The organism is Flavobacterium sp. WV_118_3, assembly GCF_039778605.1.
GTDB lineage: Bacteria > Bacteroidota > Bacteroidia > Flavobacteriales > Flavobacteriaceae > Flavobacterium.
Map to the genome: position 1 here is coordinate 1,358,404 of NZ_CP156060.1, position 24,606 is coordinate 1,383,009.

General features: G+C 34.5%; 28 protein-coding genes. 6 read left to right on the top strand and 22 right to left on the bottom strand.

Annotated elements, in window-relative coordinates:
- Positions 1–4 precede the first annotated feature (4 nt).
- The 3 genes from ABFU83_RS06215 to ABFU83_RS06225 form a co-directional block, all read right to left on the bottom strand.
- The gene (locus ABFU83_RS06215) at positions 5–580 is read right to left on the bottom strand and encodes a hypothetical protein (RefSeq protein WP_347069634.1); all 576 of its coding nucleotides are present in this window, start codon (positions 578–580) and stop codon (positions 5–7) included.
- A 16-nt stretch (positions 581–596) separates the two neighbouring features.
- The gene (locus ABFU83_RS06220) at positions 597–992 is read right to left on the bottom strand and encodes a glyoxalase (protein WP_347069635.1); all 396 of its coding nucleotides are present in this window, start codon (positions 990–992) and stop codon (positions 597–599) included.
- Positions 993–1,068: 76 nt separating this feature from the next.
- A complete protein-coding gene (locus ABFU83_RS06225) occupies positions 1,069–2,310 on the bottom strand; it encodes an OmpA family protein (RefSeq protein ID WP_347069636.1) in 1,242 nt (413 codons plus the stop codon).
- A gap of 250 nt (positions 2,311–2,560) precedes the next feature.
- Between ABFU83_RS06225 and ABFU83_RS06230 the strand changes: the two genes are divergently transcribed.
- Together ABFU83_RS06230 and ABFU83_RS06235 are read left to right on the top strand one after the other, a co-directional pair.
- Complete coding sequence (locus ABFU83_RS06230) at positions 2,561–2,980, top strand: NUDIX hydrolase (protein WP_347069638.1); 420 nt, start codon at positions 2,561–2,563, stop codon at positions 2,978–2,980.
- Positions 2,977–3,348, top strand: coding sequence for a hotdog domain-containing protein (locus ABFU83_RS06235; protein WP_347069639.1), 372 nt, complete (start codon positions 2,977–2,979; stop codon positions 3,346–3,348). The genes ABFU83_RS06230 and ABFU83_RS06235 overlap by 4 nt, the downstream gene beginning before the upstream one ends.
- 600 nt (positions 3,349–3,948) lie before the next feature.
- Here ABFU83_RS06235 and ABFU83_RS06240 read toward each other — a convergent pair.
- The 7 genes from ABFU83_RS06240 to ABFU83_RS06270 all read right to left on the bottom strand — a co-directional run bounded on the left by ABFU83_RS06240 (position 3,949) and on the right by ABFU83_RS06270 (position 10,505).
- Positions 3,949–5,202 (bottom strand): mechanosensitive ion channel domain-containing protein, encoded by a 1,254-nt coding sequence (locus ABFU83_RS06240; protein ID WP_347069640.1) that lies wholly within the window; start codon positions 5,200–5,202, stop codon positions 3,949–3,951.
- 9 nt (positions 5,203–5,211) lie between these two features.
- Positions 5,212–5,481 carry a DUF3817 domain-containing protein gene (locus ABFU83_RS06245; protein ID WP_136401480.1) on the bottom strand — a complete coding sequence of 90 codons (270 nt, stop codon included), beginning with the start codon at positions 5,479–5,481 and terminating at the stop codon, positions 5,212–5,214.
- 179 nt (positions 5,482–5,660) lie between these two features.
- Positions 5,661–6,032, bottom strand: coding sequence for a hypothetical protein (locus tag ABFU83_RS06250; RefSeq protein ID WP_347069642.1), 372 nt, complete (start codon positions 6,030–6,032; stop codon positions 5,661–5,663).
- Positions 6,033–6,299: 267 nt separating this feature from the next.
- Positions 6,300–8,147, bottom strand: coding sequence for an ATP-binding protein (locus tag ABFU83_RS06255; RefSeq protein WP_347069643.1), 1,848 nt, complete (start codon positions 8,145–8,147; stop codon positions 6,300–6,302).
- The gene (locus ABFU83_RS06260; protein WP_347069644.1) at positions 8,144–9,580 is read right to left on the bottom strand and encodes a DNA cytosine methyltransferase; all 1,437 of its coding nucleotides are present in this window, start codon (positions 9,578–9,580) and stop codon (positions 8,144–8,146) included. The genes ABFU83_RS06255 and ABFU83_RS06260 overlap by 4 nt, the downstream gene beginning before the upstream one ends.
- A gap of 95 nt (positions 9,581–9,675) precedes the next feature.
- Positions 9,676–10,053, bottom strand: coding sequence for a very short patch repair endonuclease (locus ABFU83_RS06265; RefSeq protein ID WP_347069646.1), 378 nt, complete (start codon positions 10,051–10,053; stop codon positions 9,676–9,678).
- Between the two features lie 44 nt (positions 10,054–10,097).
- Entirely contained in the window at positions 10,098–10,505 is a 408-nt protein-coding gene (locus ABFU83_RS06270; protein ID WP_347069647.1) for a helix-turn-helix transcriptional regulator, read from the bottom strand.
- 149 nt (positions 10,506–10,654) lie between these two features.
- On the opposite strand from ABFU83_RS06270, the gene ABFU83_RS06275 reads away from it, so the two are divergent.
- Positions 10,655–10,882, top strand: coding sequence for a SymE family type I addiction module toxin (locus ABFU83_RS06275; RefSeq protein ID WP_347069648.1), 228 nt, complete (start codon positions 10,655–10,657; stop codon positions 10,880–10,882).
- A gap of 794 nt (positions 10,883–11,676) precedes the next feature.
- Entirely contained in the window at positions 11,677–12,801 is a 1,125-nt protein-coding gene (locus ABFU83_RS06280; RefSeq protein WP_347069650.1) for a hypothetical protein, read from the top strand.
- Between the two features lie 276 nt (positions 12,802–13,077).
- On the opposite strand, the gene ABFU83_RS06285 is transcribed toward ABFU83_RS06280, so the two are convergent.
- Complete coding sequence (locus ABFU83_RS06285; RefSeq protein WP_347069651.1) at positions 13,078–13,743, bottom strand: hypothetical protein; 666 nt, start codon at positions 13,741–13,743, stop codon at positions 13,078–13,080.
- Between the two features lie 309 nt (positions 13,744–14,052).
- Here ABFU83_RS06285 and ABFU83_RS06290 point away from each other — a divergent pair, with 309 nt between their 5' ends.
- Entirely contained in the window at positions 14,053–16,719 is a 2,667-nt protein-coding gene (locus tag ABFU83_RS06290; protein ID WP_347069652.1) for a reprolysin-like metallopeptidase, read from the top strand.
- 106 nt (positions 16,720–16,825) lie between these two features.
- Here ABFU83_RS06290 and ABFU83_RS06295 read toward each other — a convergent pair whose 3' ends face one another.
- From ABFU83_RS06295 to ABFU83_RS06345, 11 genes are all read right to left on the bottom strand, one after another.
- The gene (locus ABFU83_RS06295; protein ID WP_347069654.1) at positions 16,826–17,269 is read right to left on the bottom strand and encodes a hypothetical protein; all 444 of its coding nucleotides are present in this window, start codon (positions 17,267–17,269) and stop codon (positions 16,826–16,828) included.
- A gap of 27 nt (positions 17,270–17,296) precedes the next feature.
- A complete protein-coding gene (locus tag ABFU83_RS06300) occupies positions 17,297–17,797 on the bottom strand; it encodes a hypothetical protein (protein ID WP_347069655.1) in 501 nt (166 codons plus the stop codon).
- Positions 17,798–17,857: 60 nt separating this feature from the next.
- Positions 17,858–18,532: a hypothetical protein gene (locus ABFU83_RS06305; protein WP_347069657.1), complete on the bottom strand. Its 675-nt coding sequence runs from the start codon at positions 18,530–18,532 to the stop codon at positions 17,858–17,860.
- A gap of 7 nt (positions 18,533–18,539) precedes the next feature.
- Positions 18,540–19,397 (bottom strand): T9SS type A sorting domain-containing protein, encoded by an 858-nt coding sequence (locus ABFU83_RS06310; RefSeq protein WP_347069658.1) that lies wholly within the window; start codon positions 19,395–19,397, stop codon positions 18,540–18,542.
- A gap of 25 nt (positions 19,398–19,422) precedes the next feature.
- Positions 19,423–19,944 carry a 3'-5' exoribonuclease gene (locus ABFU83_RS06315; RefSeq protein WP_347069659.1) on the bottom strand — a complete coding sequence of 174 codons (522 nt, stop codon included), beginning with the start codon at positions 19,942–19,944 and terminating at the stop codon, positions 19,423–19,425.
- A 12-nt stretch (positions 19,945–19,956) separates the two neighbouring features.
- Positions 19,957–21,120, bottom strand: a complete 1,164-nt coding sequence (locus ABFU83_RS06320; protein ID WP_347069660.1) for a hypothetical protein — start codon at positions 21,118–21,120, stop codon at positions 19,957–19,959.
- 48 nt (positions 21,121–21,168) lie between these two features.
- A complete protein-coding gene (locus ABFU83_RS06325; protein WP_347069661.1) occupies positions 21,169–21,630 on the bottom strand; it encodes a hypothetical protein in 462 nt (153 codons plus the stop codon).
- A 9-nt stretch (positions 21,631–21,639) separates the two neighbouring features.
- Positions 21,640–22,158, bottom strand: a complete 519-nt coding sequence (locus ABFU83_RS06330; RefSeq protein ID WP_347069663.1) for a hypothetical protein — start codon at positions 22,156–22,158, stop codon at positions 21,640–21,642.
- 176 nt (positions 22,159–22,334) lie between these two features.
- A complete protein-coding gene (locus ABFU83_RS06335) occupies positions 22,335–22,754 on the bottom strand; it encodes a DUF1801 domain-containing protein (RefSeq protein ID WP_347069665.1) in 420 nt (139 codons plus the stop codon).
- Positions 22,755–22,850: 96 nt separating this feature from the next.
- On the bottom strand, positions 22,851–23,243 hold the full coding sequence (locus ABFU83_RS06340; RefSeq protein ID WP_347069667.1) for a hypothetical protein: 393 nt from the start codon (positions 23,241–23,243) through the stop codon (positions 22,851–22,853).
- Between the two features lie 309 nt (positions 23,244–23,552).
- A complete protein-coding gene (locus ABFU83_RS06345) occupies positions 23,553–24,068 on the bottom strand; it encodes a hypothetical protein (protein ID WP_347069668.1) in 516 nt (171 codons plus the stop codon).
- A gap of 218 nt (positions 24,069–24,286) precedes the next feature.
- Here ABFU83_RS06345 and ABFU83_RS06350 point away from each other — a divergent pair, with 218 nt between their 5' ends.
- Entirely contained in the window at positions 24,287–24,475 is a 189-nt protein-coding gene (locus ABFU83_RS06350) for a type II toxin-antitoxin system HicA family toxin (protein WP_347069670.1), read from the top strand.
- The last annotated feature ends 131 nt before the right edge of the window (positions 24,476–24,606 follow it).

Below are 24,606 nucleotides of genomic sequence, written 5' to 3' on the forward strand. Positions count from 1 at the left end.
TATTTTAATCATGTAACGAATAAAAAGCTTCTGTTTGTTTAATGTTTTCCAGCTTATCGTTTTTAAAAATACATAAAAATGAACCGCCCCAAATTTTATCCGGATGTTTGATCATCTGGGAAAACTCGGCTTTTAGTGCCGGATGACCAATACTGTCCTGAGCCTGTTTTTCGGTGAGCCATTCATAATGGATACTTTTATCTGTTGGTTGTAACACCGCACCCGATTTTACTTTTGCTTTATAATGGGTACGATAGGAGACATGTCCAACATGATCATTAAGTCCTTCAAATTTATAGGTAAAAATACCACACAGACTTATTGGTGCCATCTCGAAACCCATCTTTTTTGCCAGTTCGTTGAGCCCTTCCTGTAAACTCAGGTTTTCATTCGAACGAAGAGCCGGTGTCATCCATCCATACGCATTTTTTTCCATTAAGATGTTTCCGGCTTTATTATAAAGCATTAATCGTTGTATGGTATAATTATCATCTTTTTTAGTTTCCTGTTTTGGTGCATCAAAAGCACTACCAAGACCACAAACAATTATCAAAACAATTATCAAAAAATAACGTTTCATAGTATCTCATTTTACGTTAATCTAATTCTAATAACTGCACCTGACTCTTCAGGCGTTCGATCAGTACATTCATCATTCTTTTGTTTAAGTTGGAAGAATTTTTAATGTATTCCTGATATTCATCTACCGTAAAAAGGCCGATGATCATTCCTTTTAACGAATTCCGGAATTTGATATCCCGCTGGATAACATTCTCGATATAGGCCATCTTTTTTTCGGGTGTCAGCGAAAAGAAAACATTTTTCTGTTTTACCGCATAATTCAGGAAAACCTGAATAAAAAGTTCGTTTTGCAGTCGTAAGATCGGACGCAGGATTTTGTTTTGAAAAATTTCTTCGGACGAAGACTGATCCGTGATCATTCCCAAGGCTTCGCCTCTGAGATCGATCAGAAAGGTGTCGCGATTTTCCATTTTTTATTTAAAGTTATAAAAAAACCGCTGTAGGAATACAGCGGTTCTTTATAAGTTATGAATAAGATATTGTTAATTACTTAATTTTAAAAGTAACTCTTCTTACCAATTGTCGTGCGGCTTTCGAATCTTTTGCAACCGAACTATCCACACCGTTTCCGATAATGTTTAATCGGGAAGCGTCAACTCCGGCTTTAACCAAGACATTTTTAACGTTTTCAGCACGTCTCTGCGATAAATTTTTGTTGTAATCTGTATTCCCGATTTCATCAGCATATCCGATTACATCAGCTGTAGCACCTGGATGTGCTTTTAGATATTTTACTAAGAAATCCATTCCGCTAACCGAATTAGGTGACGGTTGCGACTGGTTGAAATCAAAATACACATTTACATATCCCTGATTGATCATTTCTTTTAAGGTTTCACCGCTTAACGACGATCCTTTGCTGCCGGAACCGTAGTTTCGCTCCAGATAACTTTCCAATTCATCCGGTATTCCGTTGTTATTTCGGTCAACAGCACGTCCTTTTGTATCAACTGCTACACCCGGAATGGTATTGGCTTCGGCATCCAGATAATCCGGCACTCCATCTTTGTCTGAATCGTTCATTAAGGTTTCCAAATCGCCAATTCGTTTTTCTAATTCAGCTAATCGATCTACCTTGTCTTCTGCATAATACCAGTCGGCATGTCTTTCGTTTTTACCTAAATAAATAGACAAACCAACGGTTGCATTATAAAGTGTTCCGTTAAAACCTCTGTCTTCCGGTGCTACAGCACCATCGAAAGTATTGTTTTGACGAACATTGTTGATCATCGAAAAATCAGCATTTAAAGCCACACGTTCCGATAATTTAATTTGTCCGGTAAGACCAATAATATGGTTTAACATATGGTCAGCTCCTTCAAAACGGTCATTTTTCATAAAAGCATATCCGATACCGGTATGTGCCTGAACGTTTAAGCGTTGTGTCCATTCTTCAAAATTAAGCACACGTCCCAGGTTGACCACACCTTGTAAAGTTGTTCTATAATACTGTCCGTCGAAAGAAGCACTTTTAGAATCATTGTCGAACTGATCGTAACCTACATCGACTTTCATACCGAATTTGGTGTTAAACATATAACGTACACCTAGATCAGCATGGAAAAGGTTGTAATTTCTTGCATAATAACCGCTTGTAAATGGGGCAGTAGGCTTGCTGATTCCTCCGTTGATGTCGATTGACCATTTGTTAAAGACTGGTTTTTCCTGAGCCGTAGCTGTTCCGAAAGCCAGTACCGTTACAAATAAGGGGAGCATAATTCTTTTCATATTTGCTTTTCTTTTTTAAAATTCCAACAGTATACTGTGGGCTATTTGTATTGATTTGGGCAAAGATAATGAGAATCGGACGTGACTAGCATAACAATTTACTAACTTTGCCTTTAGAATTGAGGCTTCCGGCTTGTTTATGTTTAAAGAAAGGTTTGATTTTCTAAAAAATTTTTCACAGGAGTGAACTAAATTTGCATATTTATAACAAAAAAATACTGAAAATTTCGAGATACATAATTCGTACTTTATGAGAAAATCTAACATTTTTTTAACAGTTGATGCGGTCATTGTCAAAAAAACACGGTCTGATTATAGCATTCTTTTAATTAAACGGGCAAACGAGCCCTTTAAAAATGACTGGGCTTTACCCGGAGGTTTTGTCGATCAGGATGAAGACTTAATGGATGCCGCTATACGAGAACTTTTTGAAGAAACTACTATTAAAACCGATCATTTGGAGCAAATCGGAGCCTTTGGAAAGCCATTTCGTGACCCTAGAAGTCATACGGTTTCTGTTGCTTATTTTGGAATGGTTCCGGAAAATACTGTCGCTGTTGCGGCCGATGATGCCAAAGAAGCCGCATGGTTTCCAATAAAAGAGCTTCCCAAATTAGCATTTGACCATCAAGAAATAGTAACTTTGGCACTGCAAAAATTTATATCATGATTTATCAGACAAGAAAATGGGTTAAACCAGAGGACCTGAATGCAAATGGTACACTTTTCGGAGGAAAACTGTTATCCTGGATTGACGAGGAAGCGGCACTATTTGCAATTATTCAATTGAAAAACAACAAGATCGTTACCAAATTTATGTCGGAAATCAATTTTATGAGTTCCGCCAGACAAGGGGATATTATTGAAATTGGGATTGATTTGGTAAAATTCGGTCGGACTTCTATCGTTATGAAATGTGAAGTTCGCAATGTAATGACCAAAGATGTCATTATTACTGTTGACGCCATTACGATGGTAAATCTTGACAGTTTTGGTCGTCCGGCATCGCATGGCAAAACAGAAGTAGAAGTTATCTAATAGCATATAAATTCCGGCAGTGTCTTGGGTACTGTCGGAATACACTTACCCTACGTAATGATTTTTGAGCGTAGTTTTTTTAGAATTATGATAGTGTAATAGACTATAAAAAGGGTGAGGGCAATCACAATTCCATTGATCACAAGGTAATTTAAAAAAACATCTATTGTTTTATAGAAATAAAACAGATTGATCAGCACCAAATATTCCAATAAAACGACCGGCACCGCATAAAATAAAAGCTTTTGTTCTTTTGAAATGGTATTTTTTTTGATAATCAGATCAAAAAATACCAGACACAAACTCAGATTTGAAAAAACGAATACCACTTTTATATCCGGATATCGGAAATCATTTGCATTTAAATCCGAAAAGCCAATTATACTTATCAGAAATGATACAATCAATAAGATTATGTAAACGGATTTCTTCATTTTAATCCTGATACTGTTATAAATACTAAATATACATTTTATTTAGCTGTTAAAACAATACTTTTCATTTTATCTTATTTACGAATCATTATTGCTATTTTTAAGTACATTTTGAACCTAAAAAAGGGGTACATAAGCACCCCTTGTCATTTTTATCTTTTGTTGATTATTCCTCCGAATAGTCTTTACGATTGCTATTGGATGGCAACTCAAAAATTTCCAGATCGAAATAATTTACTGAAGCAATAATATGATCGAAAATATCGGCCATAATATGTTCGTAATTGATCCAGCGTTTGTCGGATACAAAGGCATAAATTTCAATCGGAATCCCTTTATCCGTAGGTTGTAAATGCCGAACCATCAGGTTCATTTCTTTATTAATTCCGGCATGACTTTCCAGATAACTGGTGAGGTATTTCCGGAATAACCCCAGATTGGTCAGATTCCGACCGTTAATGGCTAATTCTTTATTGATACCATTATTCGTATTGAATTTTTCGATATCCGATTGACGGTGTTCAATATAAGACGTAATCAGTTGAATCTTCTTAAAATGATCAATCTCACTCGGATGAATAAACCGAACGCTGTTTTCTTTGATCAGAATATGCCGTTTGATACGCCTCCCATTGGAGTTTTGCATCCCACGCCAGTTCCGGAACGAATCCGAAATCAGACTATAGGTCGGTACGGTAGTGGTTGTATTATCAAAGTTTTTCACTTTTACCGTCGCCAGGTTGATTTCGATTACATCACCGTCGGCTCCGAATTTATCAATTGTAATCCAATCGCCAATTCGAACGGTATCGTTTACCGTAACCTGTATACTGGCCACCAATCCTAAAATCGTATCCTTAAAAATCAAAATGATAATCGCCGAAATGGCTCCGAAAGTTCCTAATAAGGTCTTGAAATTCGTATCAAACAGGATCAAAACCAAATAGGTGATCGCATACACCCAAAGAATGATCATGATCACCTGCGTATAACTATCGATTGGTTTGTCGCTAAATTTAGGCTTCTCCTTTAAATAATCCTTTAGAGAATTAAAAATACTTCGGATAATCCACAGCGACAGGAAAACCATATAGACTTTCACACTTTTTCCAAAAAAGCTTTCCCAGTAGACAAAATTTTTCAGAATTACCGGCACCACTTTACTGATAAAGTAGAGTGGAACCAGGTGGGCGACATATTTGGCCGTTTTATTGGCTACCAGGAAATCGTCGAAACTCGATTTTGTCTTTTCGGCTACGATGGCCAATATGATAATCAGTATTTTTTTAAAAATATAATCTAAAATGTAAGCGACTACAATCAGGACTACAATGTTAATTGCCAGGTTCAGATACGAAGCCCAGGTATCACTGAAATCCATGTTTTTCAGAATTTTATATGCCCAATTAAAGATTTTCATATTTTAAAATTACAGAATTTTTTTCTCAACATAAAACGTCCCGAACGGAATTACCGACGCCACACAAACAATAAGGTATTTTTTTAGCGACCAGTTTTCTTCCATTTTTAACATGCTCGCCAAAACGATATAACCGATAAACAATAATCCGTGAGCCATTCCGACCATACGAACCATTTCCGGTTTGTCGTACATGTATTTTAAAGGCATGGCTACAAATAGCAAGAGTAGGAGGGAAATACCTTCCAAAAAGGCGATGATTTTAAAGAAACGCAACATTATTTAGTTATTAAAGAATTGATAATGAGTTCTAAAAAAAACCGGGCGAATGTCCGGGTTTTGTTGCGCCAAATGTATAACAGAAAAGCAGAAAATTCGTTAATAATTCACTAAAAGATATAAAAAAAACTGTACTAATTTAAGTACAGTTTTATCGTATGTAAAATAGAATTCTATTTTTAGAATGCCAAAAACGCTTTGTTATATTCTCTTAAATCGGAGATATTGTTTTTGTTCTTCAGATCTGTAAATAAGGAGATCAAATATTCCAAACTTTCAAGATCGGTTTCTTCCGGGCGTACGATTTCCGATTCGTTTTCTTCTGAATCTTCCAGTGGCTCATCGTCCGGAATCGCAATTAAAAATGCGTTGTTTTCTTCAATATGTTCGTACGTTAAACGTATTGCTTTAACCAGAACAGGATTTTGCTCGTCTAAAGCTAATTCGCGTAATTTTTTTAAATCTCCAATTAATGTCTCGGCATCAAATCCGGTTTTGAACAAGTCAAGTTGGATTTTATTAATTAATTTTTGTGCAGTTGGATTTTCCACAGTACTATCAGTTGAATTTTAGGTTGCATTTTTTATAGGTATGCAAAAATAAGGTTTTATATTTTTTTTACTAACAAAATCGGATATTTTTTCAATAGGTACAATTATAATGGTGCTAAAATGCTAAATCTAAAATGATCAATATTTACATATACTCCTTGATTTAACAATTGAACTATAATTTACAGAGCCTTATCTTAAATAGCTTTGGTATTTAATTTTTAGAGCATGGGAAAAAGTGCGATTCCATAGAAATATGGCTTTTATTTAAGTTTTAAATGAATCATAGGTTTCGATAAATTCTTTGTGATATTCTTTAGATTGTTCTAGTAATTCAACATAAGTTTTCACAAAAACTTCTCCATTTTTGGCATACGAATTTTCCCTATCCTTAAAAACTCTTTCTCCTGATTTTGAACCTCCTACTACAAAACAGACTACTTTAGAAAAACCCGTTTGCGATGCATATTTTTCCATCAAAAATGATCTATAATCAAAAGCTTGGTCAATTGCTTTTAAATCAATTTTATAATTACTTCTTTTAATTTCTATAACATATAATATTTCTCCTAAAGCATTACTACATAGAAAATCAATTCTTCTGTCAGTTTCAGTTAATGACTCATCTGGATAAGTTTCTTTCAATAATTGGGAATATTTTACTTCGTCTCTAAATTCCAAAATTCTAGGGTCAAGTAGCCAAGAAAATTTCTTTAAAAAATTATGTAATGTAGGCACTTCTTTAGTGTCATTATCAAGATATTCTTCAAATTGCTTTATCACTTCAACTCTTGAAACTGATATATCTCTAAACTGTTTTGATTCTATTGCTTTCCAATCCTCTATTAAATGTAATAGCTCAGGGAGTTGTTCTTCATTGGAGATTCCTGATATTTTATCAGCATATTCTTTGAAAGTACTATTTTCAAATTTATCAATTACATTTTTAATTATTTCACTCGATTTATCTGTTTCCAACCTTGCATTAGTTAGAATTGGATGGATAATTCTTTCACTTAATTCTCGTTCATACTGAGGAAGGCTTTGTTGCCACTGGTCAATATCCAAGCTAGTTGCTGTTTTTATGTCAGTTTTTTTTACTTCTGCTCTTTTTTTCTTCCATTCATTTCCTATTTTTCTTATCACATTCTGAAGATATTTTTGCAACTCTTTAGTATCATCATTTTCCCAATTAAGAGAATGTCTATCAGTTGAAATTACGTCTTCATCAAAGTCATCAATAAAATCAACTTCCAAATATCCAGTTACATATGAGTGAAACTGGTCATTATCTCTTAATCCATAAAAACTTGCTGTATTAACTATTTTTCCTCTAGAAACCAGATAAATACCTGACATTTCAGTATCCTTAATTGGTGTTAGTGTTGTAATTACAAAACCTTTTACTTTGTTATAATTATCATAATCTTTGTCCAAATCATTAGGAAAAGACCATCTAAATTGTTCTTCGAAAGAACTAAATTTCAACTCGTTAGATACTTTAGTTATGTCACCTTTATTCAGCCGCATTTCAAGACTAAGTACATCAAATATTAAAAATTTTTTAGATAAACTTACAGCTAGCTCCGGAAGATCAAAACCAGACTTTCTTCTTATTGATTTTAAATGTAAAGTCGTTCCATTTGCCTTACTGGTTGAAGAATCTTTGGGACATAATAAAGTTGGATTGTATGAACCATCACTTGATTTGATGTCTGCCAAATTCATTTGAAAATGATTCTTTTTACCATCTTTTACTGATTCAATTTCAATAACATCACATATTCCAAACACAGACAATTTCCCTAATCCTTTTTTACCAATTACGGGTCTCATTTTCTTTGTAACTCTTTCATGAGGATCTTTTCTTCTATTGCGACCAATTAAAAGAAATTTGTCATTTAATTCGTCAAAACTCATTCCAATGCCATCGTCAGTATATATAATTTCTTTTTTACTTGGTTGATCGTAAAAATCTATAGTAATGGAGTCTGCATCGGCATCCCAAGAATTTGAGACAAGTTCAGATAATACACTTGGTAATTTTGAGTATAGAGATATACCTAAGTGTTCTATAGTATTTGGATCAAATTTAAGTGTTAGAGTTTCGCTCATAATAAGTTTTTTATTTTTAATGCAATGGCATAAGCCATTAATGGCGGTACAGCATTGCCAATTTGTTTAAACGCAGGTGTTCTTGCCTGACCGTCTTTGATCCCTTCAAAGAAATAGTCATCCGGAAAAGATTGTAAACGAGCTGCTTCTCTTACTGTGAGAGAGCGGTTCTGTTTAATATCAGGATGTATATAATAATGTCCGTCTTTTGCTATATGAGCAACAACAGTTTGAGAAAAATGCTTATCCGAAGCCACAACTTTAAAACGGTCAAAAAACGAACTACGATTTTTGTGTGTTTTCAGTTTTTCAGGCAAATCATTATAGTTTAGTCTTTCTTTTTTGTTGTTCCATTTTTGAACAGCAATACGATAAATTTCCTTGTCCTGTTCTGTATGTGGTCGGGCAGTGTGTTGGGTAAGAATTGTTATTCCATTACGGATAGAACTGTTTTCAAGATAGCTATTTGTTTCTGTTTTGTAAGTCAGATAACGGCTTAAAGATTCGCCCGCCTTTACTTCCGGCAAATCTTCCAATATAGATGACACTTTATATTCAGCTAATGATTTTATAGCTTCGAGATCGGGCAATTCTATATTCAGATTTTTTTTCCAACCAATGATTATAATTCTTTTTCTATTTTGTAATACACCAAAATTATTGGCTTCTAGTTTGAATATTTTTATGTTATACCCCTTTTTTAAAAATAGTTTTTTCATATTTTCAAGATATACGCCATTACCAGCTGATAACAAACCATAGACATTTTCAAATACAAACAATTTTGGTTGATATTTTTCGAGATATCCGGCATATTGTACATAAAGATAATTTCTTTTATCACCTTTCATATTATCAGCAGATCTTGCACGGCCAACAAGAGAGTAGGCTTGGCATGGAGGCCCGCCAATAATTAAATCAACAGATTTCTTTTTTAACTGAGCTTCTATTTCTTTATGGATAGTATCATTATAATCTTCTCCAATTGGTAGATTGATAACCGATTGATTTAAATCACCAGGTATTTTACTATAAAGTTCTTCTCTGGAAATTTCACCTTTAAGATAAGATATATATTCATCATATCTGTTTTCAGATTTCAGATAATGATAAGCCACCCGGGTTTTTAATGTAAGACATGCTGCCTTATCCATTTCAACATGAGCTATAGGTTCAAATCCTGCTCTGATAAAACCTTCAGAAAGGCCTCCGGCTCCAGCAAAGAGATCGATATATGTTAATTTTTTAGGCACTTTTTTTAAAATTGGAATTAAAAAATCAGACAAATAAATTTTAAAGTAAATAAAAACTTTCTCATGTATTTCTATAAAAATATTTCTTTGTCTATTTTCAATGTGAGTCATAAAGGATCGTTCCATACCACCATGATATGTAACAGCTTCTTCCTGTGAGAGCTTTTTCTCGACTATCACTTCATTCGTTCTTCTATTTTTTGTTTAATATTATCACAGTACAAACCTAATTATAAGTGACTTATATGAAAAAGTATCTTAAGTCTCTTTTTTGTCTAATTTATTATCTTTTTTATTAATTCTGACAGTGTATTTTCAGCTTTCTCTTTTTTTAATTCACATTCCCAGATTGTAATTACGCTCCATCCCAAATTTTGTAATGTCGTTGTTACCTTCTCATCATTAGCAATAGTCGTATTAATTTTAGCCAACCACCAATCCGTTCTTGTTTTAGGAATAACATAAAATTTACATTCTTCATGTCCATGCCAAAAGCATCCGTTAACAAATATTACCGTTTTATACTTAGGCAAGATAACATCAGGTTTACCCGGCAATTTTTTATCATGCAAACGATAACGAAAACCTTCTGAAAAGAGGTATTTTCTAACGAGTAGTTCAGGTTTTGTATTCTTACCTTTTATTCTACTCATATTAAAACTTCTTATCTCTTTTGAATGTACATCAGTCATTTTATCTACTTCTCAATCAACCTCTCCAATTTCTCAATCATTTCCTGTTGTTGCTGAAGCATACGTTCGTAAAGTTCTACCATTTTGTCAAGAGGATTGAAATGAAAAGTAGGGTAGACATTCATACCATTAGATTGATCATGCGTATTAAATGTGTTAGTGATGATGTTTACCGCTTGCTCCACATCAAAACTTTCAATAGCCTGAGCCGGAACATTTAGGATTTTGGCGACTTGTTCTAAAACCTGTTTTTCAACGGTTTCGGTTTGTTCGAGTAGTGATATTTTTTTCTGATTCCAGTTGTCGCCCAGTTCAAAAGCCAGCGCTTCCTGTTTGATGCCCAGCATTTCGCGGAAACGTTTAATGTTACGTCCCTGGTGTATTCGCTTGTTTGGTGTATCGGTATGTGTCATAGTCTCAAATATACTATTTTTGTTAAAATAATGCGTTGTATAGTCGGAAATCTTATTCCTAAATTATCCATTTTACCCATAAAACATCCCTGATAGAAATTGAATATCCTAATGGATTTGGCGTACTTCATGTTTCTAAAAACAATAACATGAAAAGCAAAGGTACATTATTAGGTATACGCCGGATTACGGTATGTCGTAATATTTTAAGCAAAAGAAATTACTATGGAAATTACAATCCAAAGTTTACGCTAACAGGGAAGTGGCTGTGGGAATGCGGTTTTAAAGGTGGTGATAAACTACGGGTAAGCGTCTATCACAAAAAGATCGTTATTGAAATCGAAATACCACGGGAAGAATTTTATAAAGACAAATAAGTAAGTACAACTCGAAACAGAGAATCTTTACATTATGTAAAATAGAAATCATTAGAGGGGTAAATAAACGATCAAAAGTATGTCGGATGACTTTTTTAAATTTAATAATGATAAATGCTAAAAGAATCTGAGCAAATGGATCTAGATCCAATTGGTGAAATTCTTTGCCCAAACGAATATCCGCGCCGCAATAGCTGCATCAAAATTAAAATCATGGAAACAATTCGGATCGTATAATTACATATCTGAAATCAAAAAAAATATTTTCCGGAATTTTGAATAAAATTAAGCTCCGATTATTTGCCGTATAAATGGCTTAAAAAAGAAAAGATCAAAAGCAATTTAAAATACGAGATTTTTTTGCCATCAAGCGTAAAGCAGGATACAATACAATTTTAGCAATATACCAATCAAACTTTAGCGATATCAAATTCTCTATAAATACTGTAAAACATGGAAACAACTGCATCTGCTCTTAATTTCGATGATTGTATATTTGAACTATAATATACATTATGTAAAATAAAAAAGATCTTATTAATATATAGTGTGGTTACTGATATCATTTATATCGATTATTTTTTAACCTCTATTCGCTGAATTACAAGGATTCTATCTTTACCGGATCAATTATACGGTACTTTTTTGCCTTTCGTATGTACTAAACATTCATTTCAAAAAAATTTAACAATCAGTATTTAAATTCGCTGAAAAATAGCAGGAAGATTTTATTAAATGGTCTTTTAAACGTTTTTTTTATTATTTGTCATTCATTTATTCAAATATTTTAAATTATGTTTAAACAATTATTATTTAAAAAAAACAACAGGTTATCAACTTTGTGTTGCCTGGCGCTCACAGCTTTCTTCTTTTCGTGCGAAAGTGACAGCTTTCTTGATCAAACTTCATCAGCCGAAACGACAAATACGAATAAAAGGCTTATGAATAATTCCATTCAGAAACAAAAATGGATGGAACACTTAACGGATGAGGCTTGGTTAAAAGATATTTCTTTAGTGGGTAGTCAGGGTTCTTTGGTCACCCCGAGTACAAATGGTTTGGTTAAACAGCGTCACGGGCTTCAGCAACAATTTGAAGCCGGTGTCAGAATGTTTGATTTCGAACTGAAAACGGATGGTAATCTTAGCGAAAATGACTTTTATTTAAGCTATGATGATATCCCTATTCAAGCGATTGTAAAGAAAGGAAATTATAACTCATTGTTGGCTCCACGTGAATATAATAGTCCTATTCGCTTTAGCAATACGCTTAATGAACTAAAAGAATTTGTCGCATGGAATCCTTCGGAGTTTATTATTATTTATGTTCATAAATCGACTAGTACTCCTTATGATAAATATAAAAGAATTTTAAAAAAATTCATAGACCAGTCCACAGTTATTAATAATTTTAAAGCTGATACAAGACTTCGCAATATCCGTAGTAAAATTCTTGTTATGGAAATTAATGACAAAGACGGAAGATCTTATTTAGACCATAACAATGAACGTGTTCACAGAAATGTTAATGAATATGTTACTTCAGGAGGCGGATATCAATGGAAATTAAACCAAATATATGATGGTATTTATTGTGCTCAAAAATATTCATTACAAAATTATATTTGCATTACTTATGCCTCAGGATCATCGCATTATGTTTCACATCAGGCATTGGCAGATTATGTACTCTCTCCTACGGCCGATTATATAAAGAATCACCTGCAACAACCTTATGCGACTGCCGGCGATGGCAACATTTATTATATGCAACGGTCCGGATTTATTTTTGCCAATTTTGTTACTAGTGATGACGGACATAAATTGATTGATACTTGTATTAATCAGAGTATTACAACTAATGACGGTACTCATAAAGGGATAACACATGGTGCATACATGTGGATTTATGGGCGATAACCGATTATAAGCACAATTCAATAAATCCTATGATCCTATTTTGATCATGGGGTTTATTGTGTTTTGAATGTCCCTGAAGTGTACTATTAAAATAAAAATCGTTTTAATTATAGTTGTTGTTTATTAATGATCAAAACGTATAGAAGTCAATATTGGTTATTGTTTTAGGGATTTTTACGACGATTCGGAAAAACAGGATGGTTGTAAAAACAAAGGCAAATTAGGTCATAAAAAAATGATGATCTATACAAAAATGGTTCTTTAAATATTGCTTTTTTACTGCTGATCTGCTCCTCCAATCTGAATCCAAATACTACCTGTGTAGAGTATTGTAACACTGCTTCTTGCCTTTACAGTATTTTTATAAACACTACTACTACTAGCGTTAATTCCGACCCAGGAATCGGGAAGATAACTTAAATTATTAAAAACTAATGTAGTATTGGATGTACCATCATACCGGATGATATAGGTTTTTCCAATTGGATTTGTGGTCGGGAAATTAATACTACCAACGGTAACAGTGGTTACTAAGATAACTTCATCGTCTGGTCCAACAGTATTATCCGATAACGTATTGATTATTCGAATCGTTTTTATCGAAGCATCACTTTTGATCATCATTTTTTGCCAACTATTCCGGTTATTGTCAAAATAATAATAACCCGGAAAATTTATATTTTTTCTTTGTCCTGAAGTGTTGCCTCCGGTACTATCTGTAATATATATAATCGTACCATCCTGATCGGATTGGTATAAGGCATCACCTTTTAAAGTAAGTTGATCAAGCGTTAGTCTTGGTGCGAGCAACCCATCAATATCCATAATTCCTAATTTACCAACGATATCTAAACTACTTTTTGGGACAACTGTATTGACTCCTACTTGACAGAAAAAAGGAATACTGCTTAGATAGCATAAAATAAATAATGTCGTTTTCATGAGGATAGCGCGTGATTTAGTGATTAGTTATGATCATTAATCGACATAAAATTACTTTTGCTTTCTCTATTTCGAATCGTTACCGACCTTTTTTTACAGTATTATGAACTCATTATCCTTTTAAATTTTTATCACAAATATTGTTGTTACAATAATTATTCTGTTTTTTTTAATACTTTCATATTCTATTATTTTTTTACTAATAATTCTGTTTTTTTAATTAAAAACAACTATTTTAATAAATAAATTAAATTTAAAAATGTATTTTTATGACAAATAACTAAATAACACCCGTAAAAATTAAACTAAATGAAAAAAAAGCTACTTTACGTCGCGGCCAGTTTCTGTCTGTTCGCGTCTGCTTATGGCCAAAGTTCATTATGGACAAAGGCCAGTCCTGAGCGACTAAAGATGTATGAAAAAGTGGAAAGGGCATCGCAACCGCAAAATTTCCAATTGTTTTCACTTGATCTACCGGCTCTAAAAGCAAAGCTGGAAACGGCTCCGATGCGATCTAATGCCACTTCGAACCTGATTCTCTCCTTCCCTGCTCCGAATGGGAAAATGGAAAATTATCAGATTTACGAATCTCCGGTTATGGAAGCCGAATTGGCTGCAAAATATCCCGGTATCAAATCCTATATTGGAAAAGGTATCGAAGATCCGACTGCAACGATCAATTTCAGTGTAACTCTTTTTGGATTACACACGATGACATTATCCGGTAAAACAGGAACGTCTTATATCGATCCATTTACCAAGGATTTAAAAAACTACATTATATATAGTAAAAAAGACTTACAGCCTACACGTGCTTTTTCGTGTATGGTACAGGACGATCATGAAGCTGTTTCCGGAAGATTGATCAACAGTCCTGAGACGGCGATGGCCAGCGATGGCAAATACCGCGTGTACCGTTTGGCGATGGCTTGTACAATCGAATATGCAGCCTATCATGTAAATGCAGCCGGTTTAAGTGGTGGTACAACAGCTCAGAAAAAAGCAGCGGTTTTAGCCGCGATGAACGTAACGATGACGCGTGTAAATGGTCTTTATGAAAGAGACATGTCACTCCATATGAATATCGTTGCTAATAATGATTTGATCATATATATTGACAGTGATAATTTTACCAATTCACCACAAATGATCAACGAAATCCAGCCAATTGTTGATGCTGCTATCGGCGCGGCTAACTACGATATCGGTCACGGGGTTTGTACTACCGATTCAGGGATTGCGCAGTTAAACTCGCCTTGTTCGTCTACAAAAGCCAGAGGAATCACCGGTCAGCCAAACCCGGTTGGAGATCCGTTTGATATCGATTATGTAGCACACGAAATGGGACATCAATATGGTGCAACCCATACGCAAAATAATGCTTGTAACCGTACCGATGCCACTGCTGTAGAACCGGGAAGCGCCAGTACAATCATGGGATATGCCGGAATTTGCGCACCTAACGTACAGGAACATTCCGACGCGCATTTTCATGCAGTAAGTATTGCTCAGATGCAAACATTTGTAAACGCCGGTGGTAGCTGTGCTGTTACAACCAATAACGGTAATGCTGCTCCAGTGGTTAATGCCGGTGCGAACTACACAATCCCTTACGGAACTGCTTTTATCTTAAAAGGAAGCGCTACCGATACTGCCGGAGAATCCCTTACTTATGGTTGGGAACAAACCAATAATCAGGTATCAACACAACCGCCAACTGCTACAGCTACTACCGGACCAAATTTCCGATCGTTACCACCATCAACATCGCCAAACCGCTATATGCCGCGTTTCGAAGATGTTTTAGCCGGAAACCTTACCCCAACATGGGAAGTCGTTCCGAATGTAGCGCGTACGATGAATTTTGCCTTAACCGTTCGCGATAACCGCGCTCCTAATGGAGGGCAGACCGGACGTGGCGATATGACCGTAACGTTTGCTAATACAGGACCGTTCCGCATTACATCGCCTGCAACGGCTAACGTTTCCTGGGAAAGAGGTTCATCACAAACCGTTACCTGGGATGTAGCCGGTACAACCGCAAACGGAATCAATACCGCAAATGTGAACATTAAAATATCAATGGATAACGGTGCTACTTTTACAACATTGGTAGCTAATACCCCTAACGATGGATCGGAAGTAATCACGGTTCCGAATACTGCAGCGCCTTATTGTCGTATTATGGTTGAAGCGGTTGGAAATATTTTCTACGCTTTGTCTAAAAATATTGCTGTTGGCTATACGATTACAAACTCTTGTGAGACGTTTACAAACAATACCGTTAGCGCTATTCCGGACGGACCAAATCCGAATACATCTACAGCAGGTCCGACATTAACATCAAACCTGAATATTACGGCAGCACAAACCCTTACAGATGTGAATGTAAACGTAAACGTTACCCACCAATGGATCCGTGACTTGATCACCCGATTAAAACACCCTGATGGAACGGAAGTTATTTTAGCAAGCCGTATCTGTAATGATCAGGATGGATTTAATATTAATTTTAACGATGGATCGCCAAACATTGTTTGTACAGCTCCAATCACCAGTGGTACTTTTGCACCAAACCAACCGTTGACTGCTTTAAACGGTAAACCTTCAAATGGTAACTGGCAATTATTGATCAACGATTATTTCCAGGGTGATACCGGAAATTTAAACTCATGGGCTGTTGAAGTATGTTACCAAACCGCTGTGTTAGGTACGGAAAGTTTTGGCTTACAGGATTTCGCGATCTTCCCGAATCCAAACAACGGTAATTTTAACATCACGTTTAAATCGGCTTCTGCAAATGAGATCAAAGTAAACGTACACGATATCCGCGGAAGAGAAATCTTTAACCAATCGTTCCAGAATACCGGTTTATTTAACCAAAATCTGGAGTTACGCAATGCTCAAACCGGAATCTATCTTGTAACCGTTCAGGATGGTGAACGTAAAGAAGTTCAGAAAATCGTAATTAAATAATTTTAAATAACAAACCCGACAGGTTTTGAAAACCTGTCGGGTTTAACTATCAAAACAGGCTGTCCATAATGGATAGCCTGTTTTGGTTTTATATTTATTGATTGAATTATAAATTTTTTCTTAGCCTGATCCCTAACAAAATGCCACTAATTAAGGTCGGAAAAAATCCAAATAGAAAAATTAAAAGCAATGGTTTGGCAAAATAATCAAATAGTTCCTCTTTCAAAAAGTACTCTCCACCATCAAGAAGGACTTCCTGAATAAATCCTACGGTAGAGCCTAATATGATGCCAAAAAATAGAACCACAAAAATGGAAAGAACTCCATGTGCAATAGTATATTTATTCCTTTTTAATTGATACAAATTCTGACCTATTAGATAGCCTGTAGCATATAATCCCGTAATTCCAATTAAGAAATTAAGTAAAAAATCGATGAAAAATTTTAGTAATGCTGTAAAATCAAAATCAATTAAAATTAGCATAATCAAAATGGCAATTAGCAGATTTATCGAAATGACTCTAAAAAGATACTTTGTTTCCTTTTTCAAAATTTTATAATTTAAAATCTGCTTTAATTATTTCTTTTTCAGGTATTTTCCCCGTAAATCAATTCCGTCTTCAATATATGCTTCATTTGGGTTTTCCAATATGTATTCTTTTTGTGCGACTCTAAAAATGGAATCAATAAATTTTGCACCATATTTTCGACTTATTTCCCGATGCATTTCGTATTCATAACAATACGGCTCAAAACCGCCAATTTTGACATCTCTTCTTAGTTGTTCTTGCGTTTCAATTCCATAATTGCATAATATTTTGGCCATTTTGTCCAATTCCTGCGGATGAAAATCAAAATAGATCAATTTTCCATTTTTAATATCCCGAATGGCGCGCGCTTTTTGATTGATGCAAAAGGTGTCAATAACCGTAACATCCAAATTTTTGTTTTTAGACCACAGATCGCAATATACGTTTTCGCTATAAACAATTAATTTTCCTTTTTCATCATAGTTTTTTACTTCTTTAACCTTACTTTCTTTATTTTGTTGATTGCAGGAGATTATAAGGAAAATCAAAAGAAATAGACTTATGAGTTTATACTTTTTAAAATTTGTTGACATTTAATAGCTCATTATCTATTCGCAAATAATCCAGTCAATAAACGGAAACTTCGATTTATTGGAAAAGTTCATCAAATCGCTTTCTTCAAGGACAAGTCTAAGAAAAGTAATCTGATTTTTCTCCTTTAGTTTTATGGATTTATCGTCTTTCCTTTTGATCAAAACTTTATGGATCTTTTGTCCTTCATAATCAAATGCCCTGTCCAATGTTACTAATATCCAGTTTTTCTCATTTTCTAACGAAATCCGTTCGGTTATAGTACCACATATTGGCAAAATCTCTTCTAAAGTTCCATCTCTGAATTTTCTAAGTGTAAGACGTTTTCCAACCAAACTTGCCGTTTCAAGAATTTTAACACCGCCTAACATAAAAATCGCTAAAACATTAATATTCAAACAAATATCTCCATTACTCAATCCCAATGTAAAACCTAATTTAAAACTCAAACCTTGAGATAAATCAAAAAAAGGATCTATGATTACTATTTGTACAACAATCCAGACGTATATTAACTTTACTGCATTTGCTTTTTTTAGAAAAAATAAAACGGAACCGATTATTCCGATTAATGAATTTAAAATTGATATAGAAATCAAATTATGAACATGATTTGAAATATTCATGATACTTAAAAGGATTACTACAATCGGTAAAATCGTTTCTGTTGAAAAACTGTTTTTTGTGGTCATTTTTTATTTAATTCGCTAGTATGATTTTATTTGTTGCCATTATTTTTCCGCTTTCCTGTATTTGCACAAAATAAATACCGCTGTTTAGATTGTCTCTTCGAACGGTTACAGTGTTTCCGTTTACATTTGTGAGTTCTCTGACCAATTGTCCGATAGCATTAAACACTTTTATGGTTGCGTTCTTAAAATCGGATGGTGCTGTTATATAAAGCTCGGTTGTAAACGGATTGGGAGCATATTGAATGTCATGACTTTTAAAAGATAATTCGTCTACATTTAACATCGTACAATCGGTTGCTGTAGGCTGACCGTTTGCCAGATTATGATTGTAGATATTTACGCCATTTTGCGCGCTACACGTCAGATAAATATACGGATCAGAAGGCATTTCGTAAGAAGGTCGTAATGGATGCTGACTACTTCCTACACCTTCAATCCAGTTTTCGCTAAAAAAGCCATTATCTAGAAAGAACTTTCTTCGTGTACCTCCATTTACCGGAATGTTTGTAATTGAAATTACGGTATACGTACTTCCGTTCCCCAAAGTAATCGTATTGGAAACCTGAAGACTAAAATCGTATAGAATTCGGTCAACCCCTCCTATATTTCGGTATACTTTTTTGGTAGCGACATCTTCACGTAAATACGTATCGGAATTGGTCGTCGGATCAAAGAATTTCTTATAAGTGTATGATCCAATTACGACATCAGTGCCGGGATTAATGATTAAATTAGAACTACCTCCAAAGTTGGTACTAACAATATTCCATGAGGAATTGTTTAGCATCGGGATATACGCCTGTGAAAAAGCTTTCCCTCCTAATACACTCAAAAACAGAATGGTAAAAAGTAATTTTTTATTCATATTTTATTTATTTAGTTGTTTTACCTTACTTCAAACTAATCTTTAAATCAAGCGTTTTTTTAATCGTTAGTAAGGCTTCGGCATTCCCCCTGGCGTCGTCAACAGGATGATGGGTGTGTGTGGTGACCCGTAAATGTTTAAAGTTTTGAAACATATCTTTTACCACGCCTTTGTATAGGCTTCCCAGGTTTTGCGAACTATGTCCAAACGGATTTTTCTGTAGGAAATGATGAAAATACCAACAGATAAACATCCAGTCAAAACCGTTGTTATCACTAATAAAAACCGCTTGTCCTTTGGAATGTTCTTTAATCCAGTGGGCAAAATCCTGCATGACTTTTTGAGGTGCGTCAAAGGCTAAAGTTTCCTCCCTGCTAAATCCGGAAACAGCTAAGGCTTCGGGGATCCATTTTTCTGAAATCGGTTGCAACTGACCGTAAAAGGTTTTATCCAGATGATCATCAACCAAAACCGCTCCAAATGAAATCATGGAATAATCCCCGGGAATAGGCCCATCGGATTCTATATCGACCATTATATAACTCATCGTAATTGTTTTTTAGTTTTGATCATCATCTTCATCTTCGTATTCATCTTCATCTTCATATTCTAAATACTTTTTTATCTCTTCTTCGGTAAACAGCACACTATACGCTGGATTTTTGGGATAGTTTTTTTGCTCCGCTTCACCAATTTCTCCTCCCTTTTTCGTCCAGTAGAGTTGACGCTGTTTGATATGCAAATATTTTTCGGCATCGTCTCCCTCTTCTTCCTTATTCCATTTTCCGAGATATTCAGCCCAGGTATCAGTTTCGCAACATTCGCAGGTACCAAAATAAACGGCCTGATATCCACAAACTTCGCAGTAAGCTACATTTTCAAAATTACGGATATACTCGTAATCCAGACCTTTAAAAGTTTTTGGTAAATGGTTCAAAAAAGCGCCAAATCCAATCGTATGTTTGGATACAAACAATTTATTACTACCCCAAACCTGATTTTTTACCTTGGCGTGTTGAAACTCCAACCTCAGAAACTTATACTTTTGATAGTAGTCCAAATCGGAAAAATACGCATCTTTTACATCGCTCCAGACGTAAAAATCTTCGTTATACCAAAAACCGTTTCCTTCGGCTTTGACTTTTCCTAAATCTTCCCGATAGTGTTTCCAACAGGCCACATAATCCCAACTACTCTGATGGCGAATCTCCCCTCTTTCGCCACAGGTTTCACAAATACGTTCCGATTTATGTTCATAACGCTCGATGATCTTATAAATCGTATCACCATAACGATGCTCGGTATAAAACCGTAGCGAAGCATATTTTTCTTTGATACACGTAACCCGTTTATCCCAACCATTTTCATATAATTCTTTGATCAAATCGATAGTCATCGGATACCAACCTTCTCTAATCTGAAGTTGAATACCGTTTAAATCGGCCAACTTTCGCAGGTCGAATGCATTTATTTGATCATTGATGATAAAATCGTCCAGATTCGTACAGTGTTTATTGACAAACTCGGCATTTTTATAAATGTCTTTGTTGGCTTTCAGTTGGTTCTCCAAGGATAATTGCTGCCCTAAATCGGCATTGGCTTTGGCGATTCGATCCAGATGTTCGTTTCTCTTTTTAGATTGGAATGGGTTTGAAATTAATACACTATAAATCACAATAAAAGAAATGATGAGTCCGAGGATAATAGCTGTAATAAGTTCCATTTAATTTTAGATTTTTTATAAAATATACTATTGATCATAGTAGTATTATCACCAACCCGGTCCGTTTTTCTGTAAACAGGGTTCGGCTATTTTTCCTAAATCGTTGTATTCCATAGGTGGTTCGTCATTTTCGGACAGTTGGTACATCTTATAAAAAGCTTCAAAATAGTCGGGATTTAATTCGGAATAAGCCGTCCCTTCTTCCAGCAATCGCATTCGGCCTTTTTCTATCGCCTGCCAAAAAAGGATTTGATTTTTGGGCGTTAAACTGCGTATATCCAAATATCGGTTTGTCCAGTTATTTAGTCTTGTATTGTAAAAACCATAACCGCAATCGCTTTCCAATTCTTCATTTTCTATAGGTATTTGTAACTCCAGCCATTGGGCTAATGGGATACCATCCGGAATATATTGTAATTCGTTAATGGCAATTTTAAGAATAGAATCATAGCCGGTCCAGCGTCTCGAAAAACACCTGCCATCTTTATAAATTATAAAACAACTTGCCATTTCTTTTTGCTATAAAGTTAAAAAAAATACATGCTGCGATAACTCCAGACATGCTACTAGTGTTGTAATTATAAGTACCCCTATCATAATCCTGTTGTCGATACCATAGACTGCACGCATATTCTTGTTACACAACATTATTATTATCGTTAAAAAAAACAGCGATAGCAAAACATAAGCGATCATTACCAGTGTAGCCGGACCGTCTTTAAACAGCATCGATACAGACGTTTCCATAATTATAATGCTAATGAAAGTACCCATATTTAAAACAGCTGCATGTGTTGCATACAAGGCTAAGAGAAACCAACCAAGTGGCTTTTTGATATAGAACAAGACGATTCCTGACGGAAGAACCACTAACGATAGCAACCATAAAACGGTTTCGAGATCCCATTTGGACATTATATAGGAGAATACAACAAGCGGTTCGCTCCATTCATTATATGATTTTAAAATAAAAATCCCGATAAAAAACAAGGATACAATTTTTATGTTGTTCCTTACGATTGGCGACTCTTTTTGCATGGAAATGGTGGTGTTGAACTGTTTTTTTGAATGTTTTTCACGTTTTTTTCAGTTTTTACTTCTTTTTATTAAATTTCTGGGTTTTATCCTCTCAATTGACTGCTAGTAAAATACAAACCATCGACGCCATATTTTCCTTTTTCGAAAGCCAGATAATCACAATCGCCTACCTACGATTATTTTTGCTCTAATTGATCTCGTATAACCGTTTCGAGTACTTCCATGTTTATATCCTGTAGCTTTTTAAACGCTATACAATATCCGGTGATCCGCGCTTTTCCCAATTTTTCACCATAGGTTTTGGCTAAAAAAGTTTTATCCGCAATCCCCATGATATAAACCGAAATCCCGGTCGTATTAGCACTGATTCCAACTTTATAAAATTCCCGGGTTTTGCCACCGGTATGCATCGTTTGTGATCCGTAGCCTATATTCGGGTTGGAAACAACTTTATTCTCATCATTTTTGCCATCCAAAAACCATAATGTATCAATAGGTTGCAATTTCAAAATGGTTTGGTGTAGCGTTTCCATTTCGCTACGTTTTGGTTCCGACAAACTGTCGATATACGTTTTGATTTGTGTTGCGATATCCATGGAAATTATAATTTGTAGAGTGATCAAAACCTGTCGCAAACATTTTGCGGTTTGGTCATTTTTAAAACTATACCAAACCGCTATTAGTTGTGATTCTTAATCCCGTTCTACGTTTTCGTCGTATTTCATAATGAATTTCTCAACTTTGGCATCATCCAGCTTACAATCAACCAGCGTTTTATCCGCTATTAATTTTTTGATCAATAATTTTTTAGTGAAAATGTAGGATTGTGAAGTCATCGTTACCTTTTGATTCACAAAAGTGATTTTATTATACAAGGCGCCATAACGGCTATTATGAATAAATCTTAAAAATACGATTTCATTTCCTTCTAAATCAAGAATCGAAACACTATTGGAATCAGAATCATCAATTTTCAGACATTCTTTTTCGTCGACAAGTACGATGTCTTTGTTAAATTTGATTTCCTGACTGAATCCTTTAAAACCACATACGATAAGGCAAAGGATTAAAAAGCTTTTTTTCATTTGAATTGTTCTTTAAATCTTTAATTATTATTGCTTTTGTCAAAAAGATAAGGCTTCTGCAAAATTTGAAAAGCAACAGTTTATAGCACATTATTTTTTTGTTAAAGATAAAAAATCTCATTAATGAGAAATTAAAAGCATGCCAATTTTTACACAAATTATAAAAATCTGATTTTCAACACCTTATTCCTTATTAAGGAATTGAAAAGCCTTTTTAAACAGAAAATCTTCTTTGTTGCGGGTGCTTTTTAATGTAGATTGGACGATCAAATCCTGTTTGATATGAATGTGTACTCCGGTTCCGTTTCGTTATATAACTGTCCAACCTTGTTTAAGAAAGGTAAGTTTCCCGTTTTCTATAAACGTTTTCATATCCGTTTTTTCGGTGGCTTGTTCGTTCGTGATTTCTAATAAATAGACGGTTGGATTATTTACATTTTTACGAAATAACCAAAATTTAAAGCGCTTCACTTTTGGTGAGGTGTTTAGAAATTTTAATTCTTCCAAACTACTGATAAACGAGATGTCGGTTGCTATAATTTGCGGATAAAGCAAACCTTTTAAAAAAATTGGTTTTAAGGTCCGATTGATGTTATCCAATACAATTACTTGATCATCGAATTTAAACGTATTAAAGTCGATTTCGGTTATTTTGCCACTAAATTCAGGATAGCTTTGAGCGCTATAGTTGTCTTTAAAAAAGACTTCTACTCTGTATTTTTCTTGTTCTCCTTGATTCGCAAAAACCTTTTTTTCGGTTTGTGAATCGTTTTGGGCATTTGTTGTGACAACAAAAAGTAAAGCTGCCAATAGTAAGTATTTCATCGAATGAAAATATGCTGTTTTTTGTAGTAAATATAACGTTTGTCTCCTTTTACTACAAACTTTTATTTGAGTATGAAATAGTATTACAAATTGTATCCATATTATTGGGAAAAGTTAAAAAAGTATAACATTTTTGTTATATAACGAAAATGTTATAAATTTACTTTTTAATTCAAAAAAACTTTCTATGAATTGTTTAATACGTAATACAAATTCAAATGGCTTCTGTAAACGAGCTATTAAAGTTGTTAAAAAAGGATGGCTGGTATTTATATAGAAATGGGGCAAATCATGATATGTACAGACATCTTACTAAACCTGGACAGTTAACGATCCCCAGACATGGATCAAAAGAAATGGCATCAGGTACTTACTCAAGCATTTTAAAAGCTGCAGGACTTAAATAATCCTGTAGCTTCTATATCAGGAATTTAATTTTTTTTAGGATTTTATTCCATTTTATAATTTATGCAGAGCATTCTCTGCCTGGTAAACTACAGCCATAAAATGTGGTAGCACTATCAGTAATTTTAAATTT